The organism is Hyphomicrobium sp. (genome assembly GCF_019753045.1).
In the GTDB taxonomy this organism is placed as follows: Bacteria; Pseudomonadota; Alphaproteobacteria; order Rhizobiales; family Hyphomicrobiaceae; genus Hyphomicrobium_B.
In genome coordinates this window covers 14,698-28,211 of record NZ_JAIELN010000016.1, presented here as the reverse complement: position 1 = coordinate 28,211, position 13,514 = coordinate 14,698, and the positions used below count along the sequence as shown (strand labels likewise).

The window sequence follows — 13,514 nt, the reverse complement described above, 5'->3', positions numbered from 1 at the left end:
AACATCGGATAGTGCATTGTATCAAGATACCTCCATGACCGACATTGTCCTCCGCAAGGTCACCAAGCGCTTCGGCGATTTGGTCGTCTTGCCCGAACTCGATCTAACGATCCGAAGCGGCGAGTTCACAGTGCTGCTCGGACCGTCGGGTTGCGGCAAGACCACGCTGATGCGGATCATTGCCGGCCTCGAGGAGGTGACGAGCGGTGAAATCGTCATTTCCGGACAGGACGTGACGCACACGCGCGCAAGCGAACGCGACGTTGCGATGGTGTTTCAGAGCTATGCGCTCTATCCCCATCTCAGCGTCGCGCACAACTTAGGTTTTCCACTCAAGGTGCGCGGCGAGGCTTCCGCCGTCATTGACGCCAAAGTGAAGAAAGTCGCGGCCTTGCTCGGGCTTTCGGCGTTGCTTCAGCGGAAGCCGAAGCAGTTGTCCGGCGGGCAGCGCCAACGCGTTGCGCTGGGCCGTGCGATCATCCGTGAGCCCCGCATTTTTCTGTTCGACGAGCCGTTATCAAATCTCGACGCGAACATGCGTGAAGGCGTGCGCTCGGAACTGATCAGGTTCCATGCGGACGTGCGCAAGACAATCGTCTACGTGACCCACGATCAAGTGGAGGCGATGACGATGGCACAGCGTATCGTCGTTATGCACGAGGGTGTCATCCAGCAGATCGGGACGGCGAAGGAGGTCTACAAGAAGCCGGCGAATACGTTCGTCGCTGGCTTCGTCGGAAGTCCAGGTATGAACCTCGTGCCGGCGGTGGAGATCGGACGGCCCATCATTGGGCAGGATTTTTCCGGCAGTGGCGAAGACGTTCTTCTATCTGCCGGACGCGCCGCGCTGGTGGGATGCAGACCGGAGAACGTGCGCCTCGGCGCCAGATCGGCGAGCGGCTTCGCGTTCACGGCGAAAATTCTATCGCTCCAGCCGCTCGGAGCATCCATGATGGTCGACCTCGAGACGGCGGGCAGCCGGATCGTTGCCTTGACCGAGTGGCGGGACAACAACTTGGAGCCCGGGCAGGCAATCGATGTTTGCTTTCCGCTTGAAGACGTTTGCTACTTCAATGAGGCCGGCGCACGCTTCGATTGACGGGCGCGGCAAGCAGGGCTGAGCGCCTAGGCCGTTACTGGGACGCTTTGCGTTTCAAGCTTATAATATAAGCAATCACGTCATCGCGATCTTGCTTTGAAAGAATAAAGTTCGGCATTGTCGGGTGGGCGGTATCGAGCCACGCTGAAAGTGCGAGGCCCGTCATTCCCGATGTGTTGGCGATGCTCGTAAAACTGGGCGCGCCAGCATTCGGCGATAGCGCCTCATTTTCGTTGACGGCGTGGCATTCGGAACAATGATCCGACGCGAATGTGTGGCCTACGTTCGGATTTCCGGGCTCCGCAGCGTGTGCCTCCGCCAGCGTAAGAAGCGCCACAGTCATCGCAAGCAAGTAATATGACTTTGTCCCACCAAAGACTTTTCTCGTCATGCTTTCACCCCTCGAAATGAGATATGCGGTGAGCCGCAGCGTCGAGTTTTCTAGCGCTTGTAAGCGCTAATGGGCGAGCAACACCGGCACCTTTGTATGTTGCAGGACATCTCGCGAGACGCCGCCCAAAACGAATTCTCGAAATCTGGAATGACCGTAGACACCCATGACAATGAGGTCTTGATACGTGCGGCGCGTATGCACGAGAAGCCGATTGGCAACGGATAGATCATCCTGGGCAACCGTTTCGGTCTCGGCATGGACGCCGTGGCGCAGCAGCGAGGAAGCGAGTTCGTCGCTTGATGTTCGGTTGCTTCCGTCTGACGGGGTGTCACCATCCTCCGTGACGGTCAAAATGCGAACGCGCTCGGCTTCTTTCAAAATAGGCAATGCATCGAAGGCAGCGCGTGCGGCTTCTTTGGTCGGCTTCCAGGCGATGGTGACGTCTTTGCCTATTTTCTCGAAATCGCCTTCTTGCGGAACGACTAGAGTGGGCCTGCCGCTTTCGAGGGCGACGCGTTCCGGGACGTCGTCAATCCAGGGATTTTGGCCTCCCTGACTGACGATGACTAAATCGACCGAGCGCGCATGATTGATGACAGCATCGGCGATATTGGCATCGAAGCTCGAATCGTCTGTTCGCCATTCGTGCGTGATGTTGCTTGCGTCTTTGATCGTGGCTTCGAACGCAAGCTTGATGCGACGTTCTTGGTCACGATAGGCGGCGAGCTGATCTTCCATCCACGTCACCGCCAACGGGCCTACGAGATCTGGCGGAGGAGCAGCCGACGGCATGACGTAGAGGCCAATGATATGTGCTCCGCCACTCCGCGCTAAAGTGGTGGCCGTTTTTATAAGGTGAGGGACGCGCTTTTCGTCATTCAAGTGCAGCAGCATCGTCCGGTATGGCATGGCGAAAACTCCAGCTCGTAATTCTTGGCTGTAGCCAGGCAGAAGAGGCAGCTTATCTTACTTCAGCCGGCGATCTCTTCCAGGCGGTGGGAATCGAGAATGCGAACGTCATTTCCATTCTGTATCTCGATGACGCGCATCATCCTGAGTTTCGTCAGCGTGCGGCTGACCGTCTCGATCGTCAAGCCGAGCAGATCGGCAATATCGGAGCGACGCATTGGCAGGTTAATAAGATCTTCTCCCGTGTGGCCGCCACGGCCTTTCAATTCGATAAGAAACGAAGCAATCCGTTCCATTGCGGTGCCCTGACCAACGCTGACGAGCAGCCGGCGCGCGGCCGAGAGTTCTGCTGAAACGGCATTATAGAGCCGGAAGGCAAGGGCAGGATCCCGGGCCGCATCATGTTCGAGCTGCGATGTCGGCAGACACTTAACCTTGCAGGCGCACGTGGCTTGCGCGTCGAAGACATGGTCGCCGAACATGCCTAGGCCGATATAATCACCCGGATAAGCAAAGTCGATGATCTGGCGGCGGCCGTCGCTCAGGACCTTTGAGAGAGCAATCACACCGTCTTCGATGCGATATACATGCGTCCGGGGGTCTCCTTCGCAAAAGACATGTTCTTTCGCTTCGACGCGCCGGACGGTCCCTGAATGGAAGCCGTCGAGACCGTCAACGGGATGGCGGTTGGGCGCTTTCCGACCGGTTTTGAAGCCCGTGACCTGCTCGGTTTGTGGCGCACTATACATGTCCCGTATATCCCTTCTGCCCTGCGTCAGTCGGGGGCATAAGACAGGATTAACGTACCGGGCATTTGCGTTCTGTGTAATCAATTGTAATAGATTGTAACCGACCTGACATTTGGAACCCCGCGTCGTGACAGAAATACTCGTTGTCGATGATGATCCCGAGATCCGAAACTTACTCAAGACGTGCTTCGAGCGGGAAGGTTACGAGGTCATTGAAGCGCCTGACGCCCGGAACGCTCGGGCTGCGCTGGAGCGCGGCACCATCAGCCTCATTACTTTGGATCTGACGCTCGGCCGCGATGACGGTTTAAGCCTCGCGCGAGAAATCCGAGCGTCCTGCGACGTGCCGATCGTGATGCTTTCGGGCAAGGGCGATACGGTGGATCGCATCGTCGGGCTGGAAGTCGGCGCCGACGACTACATTGCGAAGCCTTTCAGTCCACGCGAGGTTCTGGCGCGCGTGCGCGCGGTGTTGAGACGGAGGGAGGCCGGCAATGCGCCTGCCGCTCGACCGGCTGCTTCCGCGCATGAAGTATTCCGCTTCGGTAGTTGGACGCTCGACATAACGAGCCGTGAGCTCAAGGGGCAGTTGAACGAGCGCCGCGAGTTGACCACGGCCGAATTCAATTTGCTCGAGCTGTTCGTGCGGCACGCGCATCGGGTGCTGTCCCGAGACGAGATTATGGATCTCCTCAAGGGGCACGATTACTCGCCACTCGATCGCTCGATCGACGCGCTCGTCAGCCGGTTACGCAGGAAAATCGACGACGAGACGGACGTCGAGCATATCAAATCGATCCGAGGGGTCGGGTATATGTTCGCGAGCGACGTTCGCCGGTCTGTTTAGGCTGTCAGTCGCGCAGCGACGCCTGGCGGGCGGCATTCTTATCGATCGTTGTGCGCAACACGTTGGAGAGCTGCTTCAGCGTGTATGGCTTGCGCAGAATTGGCCAGAAGGCGTCGGCTTCGCTCTTGCCGGCTGCGTCATCGGAGAAACCCGTCGTCAAAATGACCGGTAGGTCCGGCAAGTGGGAAGAGATCCAGGTCGCGAGTTCAATACCGGTCATGCCGCCGGGCATCACGATATCGGTGAATACTGCGCTGACCTGTTGTCCGCTTTCGAGGGCCGCCTTTGCCTCGACGCCGCTCGCGCACTCGACTGTATCATAACCCAGCCGCTTGAGCCGGTTGACGGTCAACTGGCGAACGTCCCGGTTGTCCTCGACAACCAGGATGCACTCGCCGTTCGCATGCGGTTCCGGGGCGAGCGATAAGGTTTCGTCGTGCTGCGCGGCTTCTTCGTCGCAACGGGGCAGGTACATATTTACGGTCGTGCCAATGCCTGGCTCGCTGTTGATCGTGATATTGCCGTTCGACTGCTTGATGAAGCCATAGATCGTACTGAGGCCAAGGCCAGTGCCGCGTCCTACAGGCTTGGTCGTGAAAAATGGCTCGAACACGCGGCTCAGAACATCCTTGCTCATGCCGATGCCGTTGTCGGAAACGGAAATCCGCACGTAGTCTCCGGCTCTGAGCGAATCCTCGAGGCCGGTCTCTCCTTCTTGGAGAACGACATTATCGGTTCGCACTGCCAAGGTGCCGCCTTCCGGCATCGCATCACGTGCGTTGATGGCGAGGTTCAAGACCGCCGCTTCGACTTCTCCGGCGTCGGCGCGGACGAGCCATAAAGGCGACGCGAATTGGGTGCGGAGCTCGATCATATCGCCGAGCGTGCGACGGAGCAGTTCCGTCATGGTGCGCACTTGGTCGTTCAGGTTGATGACCGCGGGCGCGAGATGGCGCCGGCGTGCAAAGGTCAAGAGGCGCTTCGTGAGCCGCGCGCCAGAATCCGCCGCTCGTGCTGCCCGATCAAGAAGATTGCGATCCTGCTCGCTCAAGGGCTGCTCTTCGAGAAGCTCCAGGTTGCCCGATATGATCGTGAGCAGGTTGTTGAAGTCGTGAGCGATGCCGCCGGTGAGCTGTCCGATGGCTTCAAGGCGTTGCGATTTGACCGCCGCTTCTTTGTTTTTGAGCCTTTCCGTGACATCCCGAAAGACGCTCACCCGGACACTCAGCCTCGCATGCTGATCGGCGACCTGAGTGATTATCCCTTCGGCCGGAAAACTGCTGCCGTCTTTCCGGCGTAACATCACGGAGAGGTTGAGGTCCGGCGCTCGCTCGCTCGACCGAGAAATATCGAATTCGATCTGGGGAAGGCCTTCGGGATTTCCAAATAAATTCGACCATGCCATGCCGGTGGCTTCGGCCACGTCGTACCCGAATATTCTCGTTGCGGCTGGATTGAAGAGAAGGATTTTCCCGTCGGGGGACGAGATGACGAGAGCTTCGGGGGCGTGTTCGAAGACCGTCTCGAACAGGCGCGACTGACGATCCACCTCATCCTGCAACTTGGCGCGGTCGCTGAGATCGTTGATGATGCCCGAGAAGAACCGCCGTCCGTCGACCATGAATTCGCTGACGGCCAAGTGGATCGGGAAGATGCTGCCATTCTTCCGTTGGCCTTTGACTTCGCGGCCGATGCCGATGATGCGCTTCTCGCCTGTCTTGACGTGCCGGCCGATGTAATCGTCGTGCTCCGTGCGATAAGGCTCGGGCATGAGCATCTTAACATTTTGGTTGAGCATTTCATCGGCACGGTAACCAAACATCACTTCCGTCGCCGGATTGACGCTTCGGATGCGGCCGGTGTCGTCGATCGCCAGGATGGCGGAAACCGCGGAATCCAGAATCGCCTGGAGCATTGATGACCTTGAGATTATTGCTTGGCTCATCTGCACCTTACCGCCTTGGCATTCGGCAATCCAGCAGACGCCGCCGGATCAGAGCGTCGCAAAATATTCGGGCGGAGGCGGCTCAGAACTGATCTCGATCAAGGCCCGAATGGCGCGGTCGCCGCAAAATGGCGGTCCGAAATAGGAGCCTTTACGCCGTTGGCCGAGCAAACAGCAACATCACAGTTCGACGAGGACCATCCTGGGGCAAGGTTTCTTGCTGACCATGCCCTACAACTTGAAGTGTGCCGTGGGTTGCTTGCGCTCGCGGACGGACTGCCAAAAACGGCCGACCACAATCTCACTCAACGCCTCATTGAAATATTCAACGCAGCTTGGCTGGGGCATGTCCGCTTTCAAGACGAAGTGATTTGTCCGCTTCTCAAACGCCGGAACGGCGGTGGGCAATGCGGATGTGCGGCGCTACTTGATCGTCAGCACAGCGAAATCCGTTTCGCGAATGATGAACTTATCGAGACGCTTCGCGTCGCCGTGTCCGGCGGGAAGGCAAGCGATACGTTGGCGTATCTTTTGCGGCATGTTTCAGAGCGGCGGCGGGATCACATCGAGGCGGAACACGTTCTGCTTCTGCCTGTGTTGCGTGAGGCTCTTGCTCCAATCGAACGCAAAATTTACCTCGAATGGGCCGCGGCCAATCCGTTGCCGTTTGCCGGGCTCGCACTGGACAGTTGAGTCAAACATTTTTGAGCTTCAGGGAATTGCGAAAATGAAACCAACACGCACATGGATCCTCATTGCGGACGGCGCTCATGCGCGGATGGTTGAGGCCCTCGGCAAGGGGCATGGCCTTCATGAAGTGGCGGGAACCGAAACGCGGCTGCATAATCCGCCGAGCCACCTTCTGGGAAGAGCGGAGCCGGGCCGGGTTCATGAATCCGTCGGGTATACGCGGCATGCCATCGAACCCAAAAGTGATCCGCACGATTCTCTGGAAGTGCAGTTCGCCGATCAACTCGCCGATCACCTTCGCCAGTACGTGGCGATCGACGCCTTTGACAGGTTAGTGATTGTGGCGCCGCCAACAATGCTTGGCTATCTGCGCAAGCGCCTGGCGACGGAGGTTACCTCGAAGGTGATCGCGGAGGTCGACAAGGACCTGACCAAGGTTCCTAACGACGACGTAGCTTCGCATCTCGAGGATGTTGTTTACCTCTAGGCGTGAGATACGCCTTTTGAATGCGCGAAAACCGGTGCTTATTTCTGCTGAATGGATTCCAGGTAGTCTTTCAGCTGAATTACGGCTTGCCGGGAGAACGCGCCTCCGCGTTTGCCGCCACCGCCTTGGACGCTAAATACTTTGCCCCAGATCGGCATGTCGCGCGTACCGTGGGCGGTAACATTGCCTCCGTAACGGATAGTTTCGGCGATGCGTTCGGCCGGGAATTTTCCGCCGGAGCGCATGCTGATGGTCGTCAGGTCGGATGGCGCAACCTTGAGCACGTCGGCAACCGGCCCGTGCCCTTTCCCGTCGGCGCCGTGGCATTGAGCACAATGCCCTGCAAACAAGAGTTGCCCTAACGAAGCTTCCGTCGTCGCCGGCGAATTCGCACCAGCTGCCGTCGCGACGAGAATCGGAAGCGCGGCAATGATGATTCCTGCGTAGGCTCGCTTGGCTTTCGCGGGCGCGATGGTTGCCATGGTCTTACCTCTGGCTGATTGGCCTCTGGAGAAGGCTTACCAAATGTTTGAATGTGCAGAGAAGAATGTTCGAGGAATGTACGCGATTGGGTGAACTCGACGGGCGGGATTTTAGAATATATGTTTCATTCGGCATACAATTCGACGGAGGGATTTCGAACGCTGGTAAGCTCTATTTGCGCCACGTCAATGGCAAATGGCCCGCGCCTCGATAGGGTTTCGTTCGACTTGAACCAACAGGAGTTCACGACGTGCCTATGTCCCATCGAACAGTTACTTGGCGCGTCAGGCCCATCCAACGGTGCGCCCCTGTTGCTGCCAGACTATTGGCGATTGCCGCCGCTGCTTGTGCCTTTACGTCTCTGGCTAATGGTCAGTCCAACGAGAACGAGCCCGTTCAGAAACCCGATGCGATACAGGCGAAGAAGCCAGATCCCGAAAACGGGCGCGCCGTTGCTCGTGCGCTATGCACGAACTGTCACATGATCGGAGATCAGCCGAACTCGGCTGTGAACGCTGACGTGCCGAGCTTTGTAGCGATTGCCAATATTCATGACCAGTCAGCCGAGCGCATATCGAATTGGTTGCACAATGCTCATGGGCCGATGCCGAACGCTCATCTAACGCGGAAGGAGCTTGGCGACGTCGCGGCATATATAATGTCGCTGCGCCAACCCAAGCCCTAGTTTTATAGAGTTGGGGCAATGATGCGCTGGGTGGCATCTGTACATCTCATGCCAATCGCCATGGCCGTGCACTGTTGAAGGGTTGAAGGGGTACGAAGCGGCCGCGTTCAGTCGCGGACGCTCCGATCAGCATTTTTCAACTTATCGAAGTTCTTGGCTTCATTTGCATTAATGAGGTGGCCGATCCGAGCGCTGTCGACGTCTGCGCCGTCAAAATTTGCGCCCCGAACATTCGCGTCAGTTAAATCGCTTGCAGCGAGTTCGGCTTTTCTCAAGTTTGCGTTTGTCAGGTCCGCTCCGCGGAGCGACGCGTACTCCATCATGACGCGAGCCATATTGGCGCCTTTGAACGAAGACCCATCAAGTTTGGCGCTCTTGAAGGCGCCGCGCATAAGTCCCATCGATTGGTTTTTTTCGTCGGCCGACAGATCTGCTCCGTCGAACTTTGCGCCCGTGACGCTGGCGTTACTGAAATCCGCTGCGACGTGGGCGTTCGAGAAATCGGCGCCATCAAGCTTTGACCCACCGAACTGCGTCGCAAAAAGGCTCGAGCCTTTGAGCTTGGCTCCCGTCAGATCGGATTTCAGAGCCCAGGCCTGATCCAGTACAACGCCTTCAAGGTTGGCGTCTTTGAAATTGACGTTGTTGATTCTTGCGGACTGCAACTTGGTCCGCCTGAGGTCCATGCCCGAGAGGTCGAGGCCATTCAAACTTTTGCCGCTGAGATCGAGAATCTCCGCCCCCCGAAGCTTGGTCAGACCGGATTCTATATCCGCTCTCGTCATCTCAGATTTCGTGAAGGCGGGAGAGGAAGTGTCGAGGCCGGTCATGTCTTGAGCGACCATAGCCGGCGGTACGCTGGCCATCGTCAAGATTGCTGCGCAGCTCGCAGCGATGAATTTCAACATCTGGACCATCGGGGTAGCACTTGGCGATCGAATGACCGTATCTTCGGCTTTGTACTGATAGATATGTACGTACTCGCCCCGGGCTCTTACAAGGGCGGCCCAGGGGCAAAAATAGTCCGTCCGCCAACAGAGGCTCGGAGCGCGCGTCGCGCACAACCTCCTTTCGGAGCTATTGGCAGAGATCCGCTTGCCTCATCCGATGTGAATCCACGCTTTGGCGCACAGAATACATTTGAATCGGCTGTAACTAAGTTGCCACGGTAAAAGTCATTCGCCGCATTATTTCGCTTGTGGGAACTAGTCCTATATCTCCGCGCCTCCGCCAGCAGATATCTACAAACCGTTAAAAGCGCGGAAATTCGTATGGGTCGCAGTAACAGGTACCGCGAATGAAAATGTCGAACATCTAAATACCGTGACCGGCTGACGAGCTGCAGCCAGATCCACTCAAAAGACAATCAATCAACAAGGGGCCATCCGGAAAGCGTCCGGCTGGAGGGGGGAAGTCATGTCTGTGTCAACTCACGTTTTGAGGCGTCCGGCCGCGCAATTGATACTTGCTTCCCTTGGGGCCGCACTCAGTATGGGTGTGTCGCAGCAGGCGCTAGCAGCTTGTACTTCTGGGAGCGCGCCAAATGTCATCGTTTGTGACGGCACCAGTACCAACACCACAAATATTTCGGTGGGACCGGGCAATCTTCCTGCAACCACAGGCATAGAAGTCGTGCCGTTGGGTGAGGCAGCACGCCTTACCAATTTCGGCAACATCTCAATCAACAATAACACCTTTAATGCGGTCAATATCATCGGTATCAATGCCGATGATGAGGGTGAATATGTCATCAACAACTCAGGTAATATAACGCTCACGAGCGCGGGCCGTGGTCAGCTCTATGGTATTGCCGGCAATGGTGATACCGAAGAAATGACCGTCAACAATACAGGCAATATCTCCATTACGCGCGGGCCGCTGACGTTGACTACTGTCACTGCCACTTCTTTACAGGCGAGCGGCGGCAACTTGTCGGCCGCTGCGGGTGTTTTCTCGGAAGAGGAACTTGAAGAGCTCTCGATCAATAACAGCGGAACCATTTCTGCGTCGGGCCAATTGGCAGCTGGCATCTACAGCCGCGCTGGGGAATTCGAGCTCCAAAACGATGGAACGGTCACGCATACGGCGGGCCGCGGCGCAGGAATTGCCCTTGGCATCGTATCGGACAGCGGTGAGATTCGGTCGGCTACGATCGAAAACAACGGAACGATCAGCGGCGATATCGTTGCCGTAGGCGGCAACGCGGTGCGCTGGTGGGCTCTCTCGAACGGGCTGGGAACGGGCGGTACGCAAACCGACGCTCGACTGAACATCAATAATCAATTCGGCCAGCTCGACTCCGAGATCACGAACAGGGGAACGATCGACGGCAATATCTATTACGGCAATGGCGAACATACGCTCATCAACGAAAAGGGCGCGATGCTGACCGGCAATATCGATGTTGATCAGCGCATGCAAGTTGTTACTGGGCGTTCTTGCACGGTCGGCGCTAACGGTTGCTTCGCCACTGCGACCACGACTGGCACGACGTATCAGGGCAATCCTGCCGCAGAAGCATTCAATGAGAATTCGGCATCTACAATAACGGCCGGCGCAGCAGTAGGATCTTCGACCACCTACACACTGAGCATGTGGGGCGCGAAGTCCTTTACATTCGAAAATGCCGGAACCTATGTCGGAAATCTGACCGTCGAGACGCAGGCGGCAACAACCGTCGGTTCGTTCGCGGTGCGTGATAGCCAGGTCACCATTGCGCCTCACATCTTTGGCGGCGGCGGCGCAACCGCCAATACCGCAAGCGGCGCAGGCACGATCGGTCTGATCGATGGCACGCTGAAGATTGCGGACGGTATCAGCAACGGTGCTGGCGGAACTTCTTCGATCGCACGCACGACGACGCTTGCACCTGTCATCGACGCCACGGTGAAGAGCGGTGAATGGTACACGGTCGCGACGACCCTCTTCGGTACGGCTCTTCCGGAAGTCGAAGGCTCGGCTCTCGTCAGCTGGGAAGCGGCCAAAAACTCGAGGAACGCACTTGTCATCGGAGCCGATGTCAAGGACGCGTTCGACATCGAGGGCATATCCAAGCCGGGTGCAGTAGCAGTCAATGTATTGATGGATGCAGCGGGTGCGGATCCGGTTCTCGATGCGCTAGGTGGCGCCGTCCAGCAACTGGCGGACGACTCCGATGTTGCAAAAGCTGCCAATCAGCTTGCGCCTGAAACGAACTTTGCAACCCAGCAAGCCGCGATTGCTTTGAACAACGCGGTCGGCCAGCACATCGATATGCGCCTCAATGCGGTTGGTGCCACCGGCGGAGCCCCGTCCTTCGCATCCGGACCGTCCGGGCTCGGCATGAAGCAGCCGTCTGACCCGAACCGTTCGAACCTCGGTGGCGGTCTCAAGGATGACGCCGACTTCGTTGCTCCCCGCAGCGCGGCGCTCTGGGGCCAGGCCTTCGGAGCCGGGTTGAACCAAAACACGCGCGAACAAGTCGACGGCTATGATGCCCGCATCTACGGCGCCCTTGCCGGCTACGACAACTGGATCTCGCCCGGAGTTCGCGTCGGTGTCGCCGGCGGTTATGCAAATACCCGGATCACCGGTGACGGAGATACTTCGCGAAACAACACCGAAATCGACAGCTACCTGTTCCAAGCCTACGGTGCGGTCAAGGGATCTGGATGGTACGCGTCGGCGCGCACGGGCTTCACTTGGAATGACTACGACACGACCCGTGTGCTGACCATTCCCTTCACCGATAAGGCAGAGGGCAACCATGACGGCGGTCAATTCAACGCCGCGATCGAAGTGGGTGCTCCCATGCGTTTCGCTAGCACGATCCTTGCGCCTGTCGCATCGCTGACGTATTCGCGGCTTCACCAGAGCGGCTATACTGAGAGCAGCGATGGCGGCATGGCGCTCGACGTCGCCAGCCAGGATAACGACTCACTGGTGTCCGGCCTCGGTCTGAAAGCGCTCGTTCCAATCGCGAACGATACCGTCATCCAAGGTCGCGCACTGTGGCTGCATGAATTCGCTGACGACGCACAGAACGTCACGGCCAGCTTTGCAGCAGGCGGCGGCACCTTCGCGGCAGGCGGACCGGCGGTTGGACGAGACACCGCGGCACTCGGCGTCGGAATGCTCGCTCAGATCAGCGCGGAAACGACATTCGAACTGAACTACGACGCCAACGTTCGCGAGGATTACCTGGCGCACATCGGTTCAGCCCGTGTCGACGTTCACTTCTAACCCAAAGCTCATTTGAGCGCTGGGTTATTGAGGCCAGGGGATCGCGGTTGCTCGCGGTCCTCTTTTTCGTTTTCTGCAGACGCGGCGGCCTGAATTCCAATCAATTCGTTGGAGCTGCCAACTCGGCAACTGCGACATCGCCGTCAGTGACGTAGTGGTTCACGTGCTTCGTGACCAGCTCGTCGCCGGTTTTGTAGTTGGTCACGTTTCCTATGACGCCGCGCTTGCTCAATTCCTCGACGATGAAATTCCGTTCGGCGTTGGTGTCGGAGTCGGTCGCGTGTGTCATTTGAAACGTCATGCGGGTCAAAGAGAAGCCGGTATCCTTGGTGCCGGCTCCCACCCAGAGCACGTGCTCATCGTCCGCTGGTCGCTCGTCGTTCAGCCAGAAGGCGGCTGAGTTCCAGTCCGTCTCGCCATTCTTGAGGTTTTGGGCCCAGAAGCGAACGTGGTGGCGCTTGCGGGGGCTGTTATCGATCGCTTTTTGAAACCCGACGTCCTGACCGCGTCCAAAAAGATAGAGCGTGCTAAATGGCGCTGTCGGGTATGACGTGTTGAGGACGAAGGCCCGAGCCATTCGCCATGAGCTGGCGATGTCCAACTTATCCGCTTCGACCCACCCCGTGGCCGCGAATGCAGCGCGGAGTTGAGCCGCGGTGCCCGCCAATGCCAAGTTCACGGGGTCGCCTGGCAGGCCATCTCCCGTGATCGTGAAGCTCGGCACGTGTTGACGTTGGAGAATTTTGAGACCCATCCGGACGGCGCGCGGGAGAATGAGATATGCGCCGATGACGTACGTGGCGCTCACCGCGAGGATCCACGGCAGTCTGCGGTCGACCAATTCAAAGACATCCACAATCAGCCAGACGCTCAAGACGCCGAGGCCGAAAATAGCTATCCGCTGCAATGTGCGAATTGCTAACCGCATATCCTTTCACGCCTCCGCCGCTGCCAGCCGCGCCTTGCGATCATTATTTCGATGCGCCGATTCGGGATGCAATCAAA

13 protein-coding genes are annotated in these 13,514 nt (G+C 57.7%); 6 read left to right on the top strand and 7 right to left on the bottom strand.

The features are described 5' to 3' along the window. Positions 1-34: 34 nt before the first annotated feature. Positions 35-1,099 carry an ABC transporter ATP-binding protein gene (locus K2Q04_RS17440; RefSeq protein WP_291165975.1) on the top strand — a complete coding sequence of 355 codons (1,065 nt, stop codon included), beginning with the start codon at positions 35-37 and terminating at the stop codon, positions 1,097-1,099. A gap of 34 nt (positions 1,100-1,133) precedes the next feature. Here the strand turns inward: K2Q04_RS17440 and K2Q04_RS17435 are convergent, their stop codons facing one another. From K2Q04_RS17435 to K2Q04_RS17425, 3 genes are all read right to left on the bottom strand, one after another. Next, the gene (locus tag K2Q04_RS17435) at positions 1,134-1,490 is read right to left on the bottom strand and encodes a c-type cytochrome (RefSeq protein ID WP_291165974.1); all 357 of its coding nucleotides are present in this window, start codon (positions 1,488-1,490) and stop codon (positions 1,134-1,136) included. Between the two features lie 66 nt (positions 1,491-1,556). Then, positions 1,557-2,402 (bottom strand): universal stress protein, encoded by an 846-nt coding sequence (locus K2Q04_RS17430; protein WP_291165973.1) that lies wholly within the window; start codon positions 2,400-2,402, stop codon positions 1,557-1,559. Positions 2,403-2,464: 62 nt separating this feature from the next. Next, the gene (locus K2Q04_RS17425; RefSeq protein ID WP_291165972.1) at positions 2,465-3,151 is read right to left on the bottom strand and encodes a helix-turn-helix domain-containing protein; all 687 of its coding nucleotides are present in this window, start codon (positions 3,149-3,151) and stop codon (positions 2,465-2,467) included. Between the two features lie 127 nt (positions 3,152-3,278). Between K2Q04_RS17425 and K2Q04_RS17420 the strand changes: the two genes are divergently transcribed. Further along, the gene (locus K2Q04_RS17420) at positions 3,279-3,998 is read left to right on the top strand and encodes a response regulator (protein ID WP_291165971.1); all 720 of its coding nucleotides are present in this window, start codon (positions 3,279-3,281) and stop codon (positions 3,996-3,998) included. Positions 3,999-4,002: 4 nt separating this feature from the next. Here K2Q04_RS17420 and K2Q04_RS17415 read toward each other — a convergent pair whose 3' ends face one another. Then, positions 4,003-5,913, bottom strand: a complete 1,911-nt coding sequence (locus tag K2Q04_RS17415) for a PAS domain S-box protein (RefSeq protein ID WP_291165970.1) — start codon at positions 5,911-5,913, stop codon at positions 4,003-4,005. Positions 5,914-5,934: 21 nt separating this feature from the next. On the opposite strand from K2Q04_RS17415, the gene K2Q04_RS17410 reads away from it, so the two are divergent. After that, entirely contained in the window at positions 5,935-6,636 is a 702-nt protein-coding gene (locus K2Q04_RS17410) for a hemerythrin domain-containing protein (protein WP_291165969.1), read from the top strand. Positions 6,637-6,670: 34 nt separating this feature from the next. Continuing rightward, the gene (locus tag K2Q04_RS17405) at positions 6,671-7,120 is read left to right on the top strand and encodes a host attachment protein (RefSeq protein WP_291165968.1); all 450 of its coding nucleotides are present in this window, start codon (positions 6,671-6,673) and stop codon (positions 7,118-7,120) included. Positions 7,121-7,158: 38 nt separating this feature from the next. Here K2Q04_RS17405 and K2Q04_RS17400 read toward each other — a convergent pair whose 3' ends face one another. Next, complete coding sequence (locus K2Q04_RS17400) at positions 7,159-7,602, bottom strand: c-type cytochrome (RefSeq protein WP_291165967.1); 444 nt, start codon at positions 7,600-7,602, stop codon at positions 7,159-7,161. Between the two features lie 257 nt (positions 7,603-7,859). Here K2Q04_RS17400 and K2Q04_RS22250 point away from each other — a divergent pair, with 257 nt between their 5' ends. Further along, positions 7,860-8,288 (top strand): cytochrome c, encoded by a 429-nt coding sequence (locus K2Q04_RS22250; RefSeq protein ID WP_366935765.1) that lies wholly within the window; start codon positions 7,860-7,862, stop codon positions 8,286-8,288. Between the two features lie 107 nt (positions 8,289-8,395). On the opposite strand, the gene K2Q04_RS17395 is transcribed toward K2Q04_RS22250, so the two are convergent. Next, entirely contained in the window at positions 8,396-9,196 is an 801-nt protein-coding gene (locus tag K2Q04_RS17395) for a pentapeptide repeat-containing protein (protein WP_291165966.1), read from the bottom strand. A 508-nt stretch (positions 9,197-9,704) separates the two neighbouring features. Between K2Q04_RS17395 and K2Q04_RS17390 the strand changes: the two genes are divergently transcribed. Further along, positions 9,705-12,509 (top strand): autotransporter outer membrane beta-barrel domain-containing protein, encoded by a 2,805-nt coding sequence (locus tag K2Q04_RS17390; protein ID WP_291165965.1) that lies wholly within the window; start codon positions 9,705-9,707, stop codon positions 12,507-12,509. A gap of 100 nt (positions 12,510-12,609) precedes the next feature. On the opposite strand, the gene K2Q04_RS17385 is transcribed toward K2Q04_RS17390, so the two are convergent. Continuing rightward, positions 12,610-13,437 carry an LssY C-terminal domain-containing protein gene (locus tag K2Q04_RS17385; RefSeq protein WP_291165964.1) on the bottom strand — a complete coding sequence of 276 codons (828 nt, stop codon included), beginning with the start codon at positions 13,435-13,437 and terminating at the stop codon, positions 12,610-12,612. Between the last annotated feature and the right edge of the window lie 77 nt (positions 13,438-13,514).

Excerpts from the sequence above, each read along its gene's own strand:
- K2Q04_RS17440 (WP_291165975.1), top strand. The coding sequence starts at position 35 with ATGACCGACATTGTCCTCCGCAAGGTCACCAAGCGCTTCGGCGATTTG.
- K2Q04_RS17435 (WP_291165974.1), bottom strand. The coding sequence starts at position 1,490 with ATGACGAGAAAAGTCTTTGGTGGGACAAAGTCATATTACTTGCTTGCG.
- K2Q04_RS17430 (WP_291165973.1), bottom strand. The coding sequence starts at position 2,402 with ATGCCATACCGGACGATGCTGCTGCACTTGAATGACGAAAAGCGCGTC.
- K2Q04_RS17425 (WP_291165972.1), bottom strand. The coding sequence starts at position 3,151 with ATGTATAGTGCGCCACAAACCGAGCAGGTCACGGGCTTCAAAACCGGT.
- K2Q04_RS17415 (WP_291165970.1), bottom strand. The coding sequence starts at position 5,913 with ATGCTCCAGGCGATTCTGGATTCCGCGGTTTCCGCCATCCTGGCGATC.
- K2Q04_RS17405 (WP_291165968.1), top strand. The coding sequence starts at position 6,671 with ATGAAACCAACACGCACATGGATCCTCATTGCGGACGGCGCTCATGCG.
- K2Q04_RS17400 (WP_291165967.1), bottom strand. The coding sequence starts at position 7,602 with ATGGCAACCATCGCGCCCGCGAAAGCCAAGCGAGCCTACGCAGGAATC.
- K2Q04_RS22250 (WP_366935765.1), top strand. The coding sequence starts at position 7,860 with ATGTCCCATCGAACAGTTACTTGGCGCGTCAGGCCCATCCAACGGTGC.
- K2Q04_RS17395 (WP_291165966.1), bottom strand. The coding sequence starts at position 9,196 with ATGTTGAAATTCATCGCTGCGAGCTGCGCAGCAATCTTGACGATGGCC.
- K2Q04_RS17390 (WP_291165965.1), top strand. The coding sequence starts at position 9,705 with ATGTCTGTGTCAACTCACGTTTTGAGGCGTCCGGCCGCGCAATTGATA.
- K2Q04_RS17385 (WP_291165964.1), bottom strand. The coding sequence starts at position 13,437 with ATGCGGTTAGCAATTCGCACATTGCAGCGGATAGCTATTTTCGGCCTC.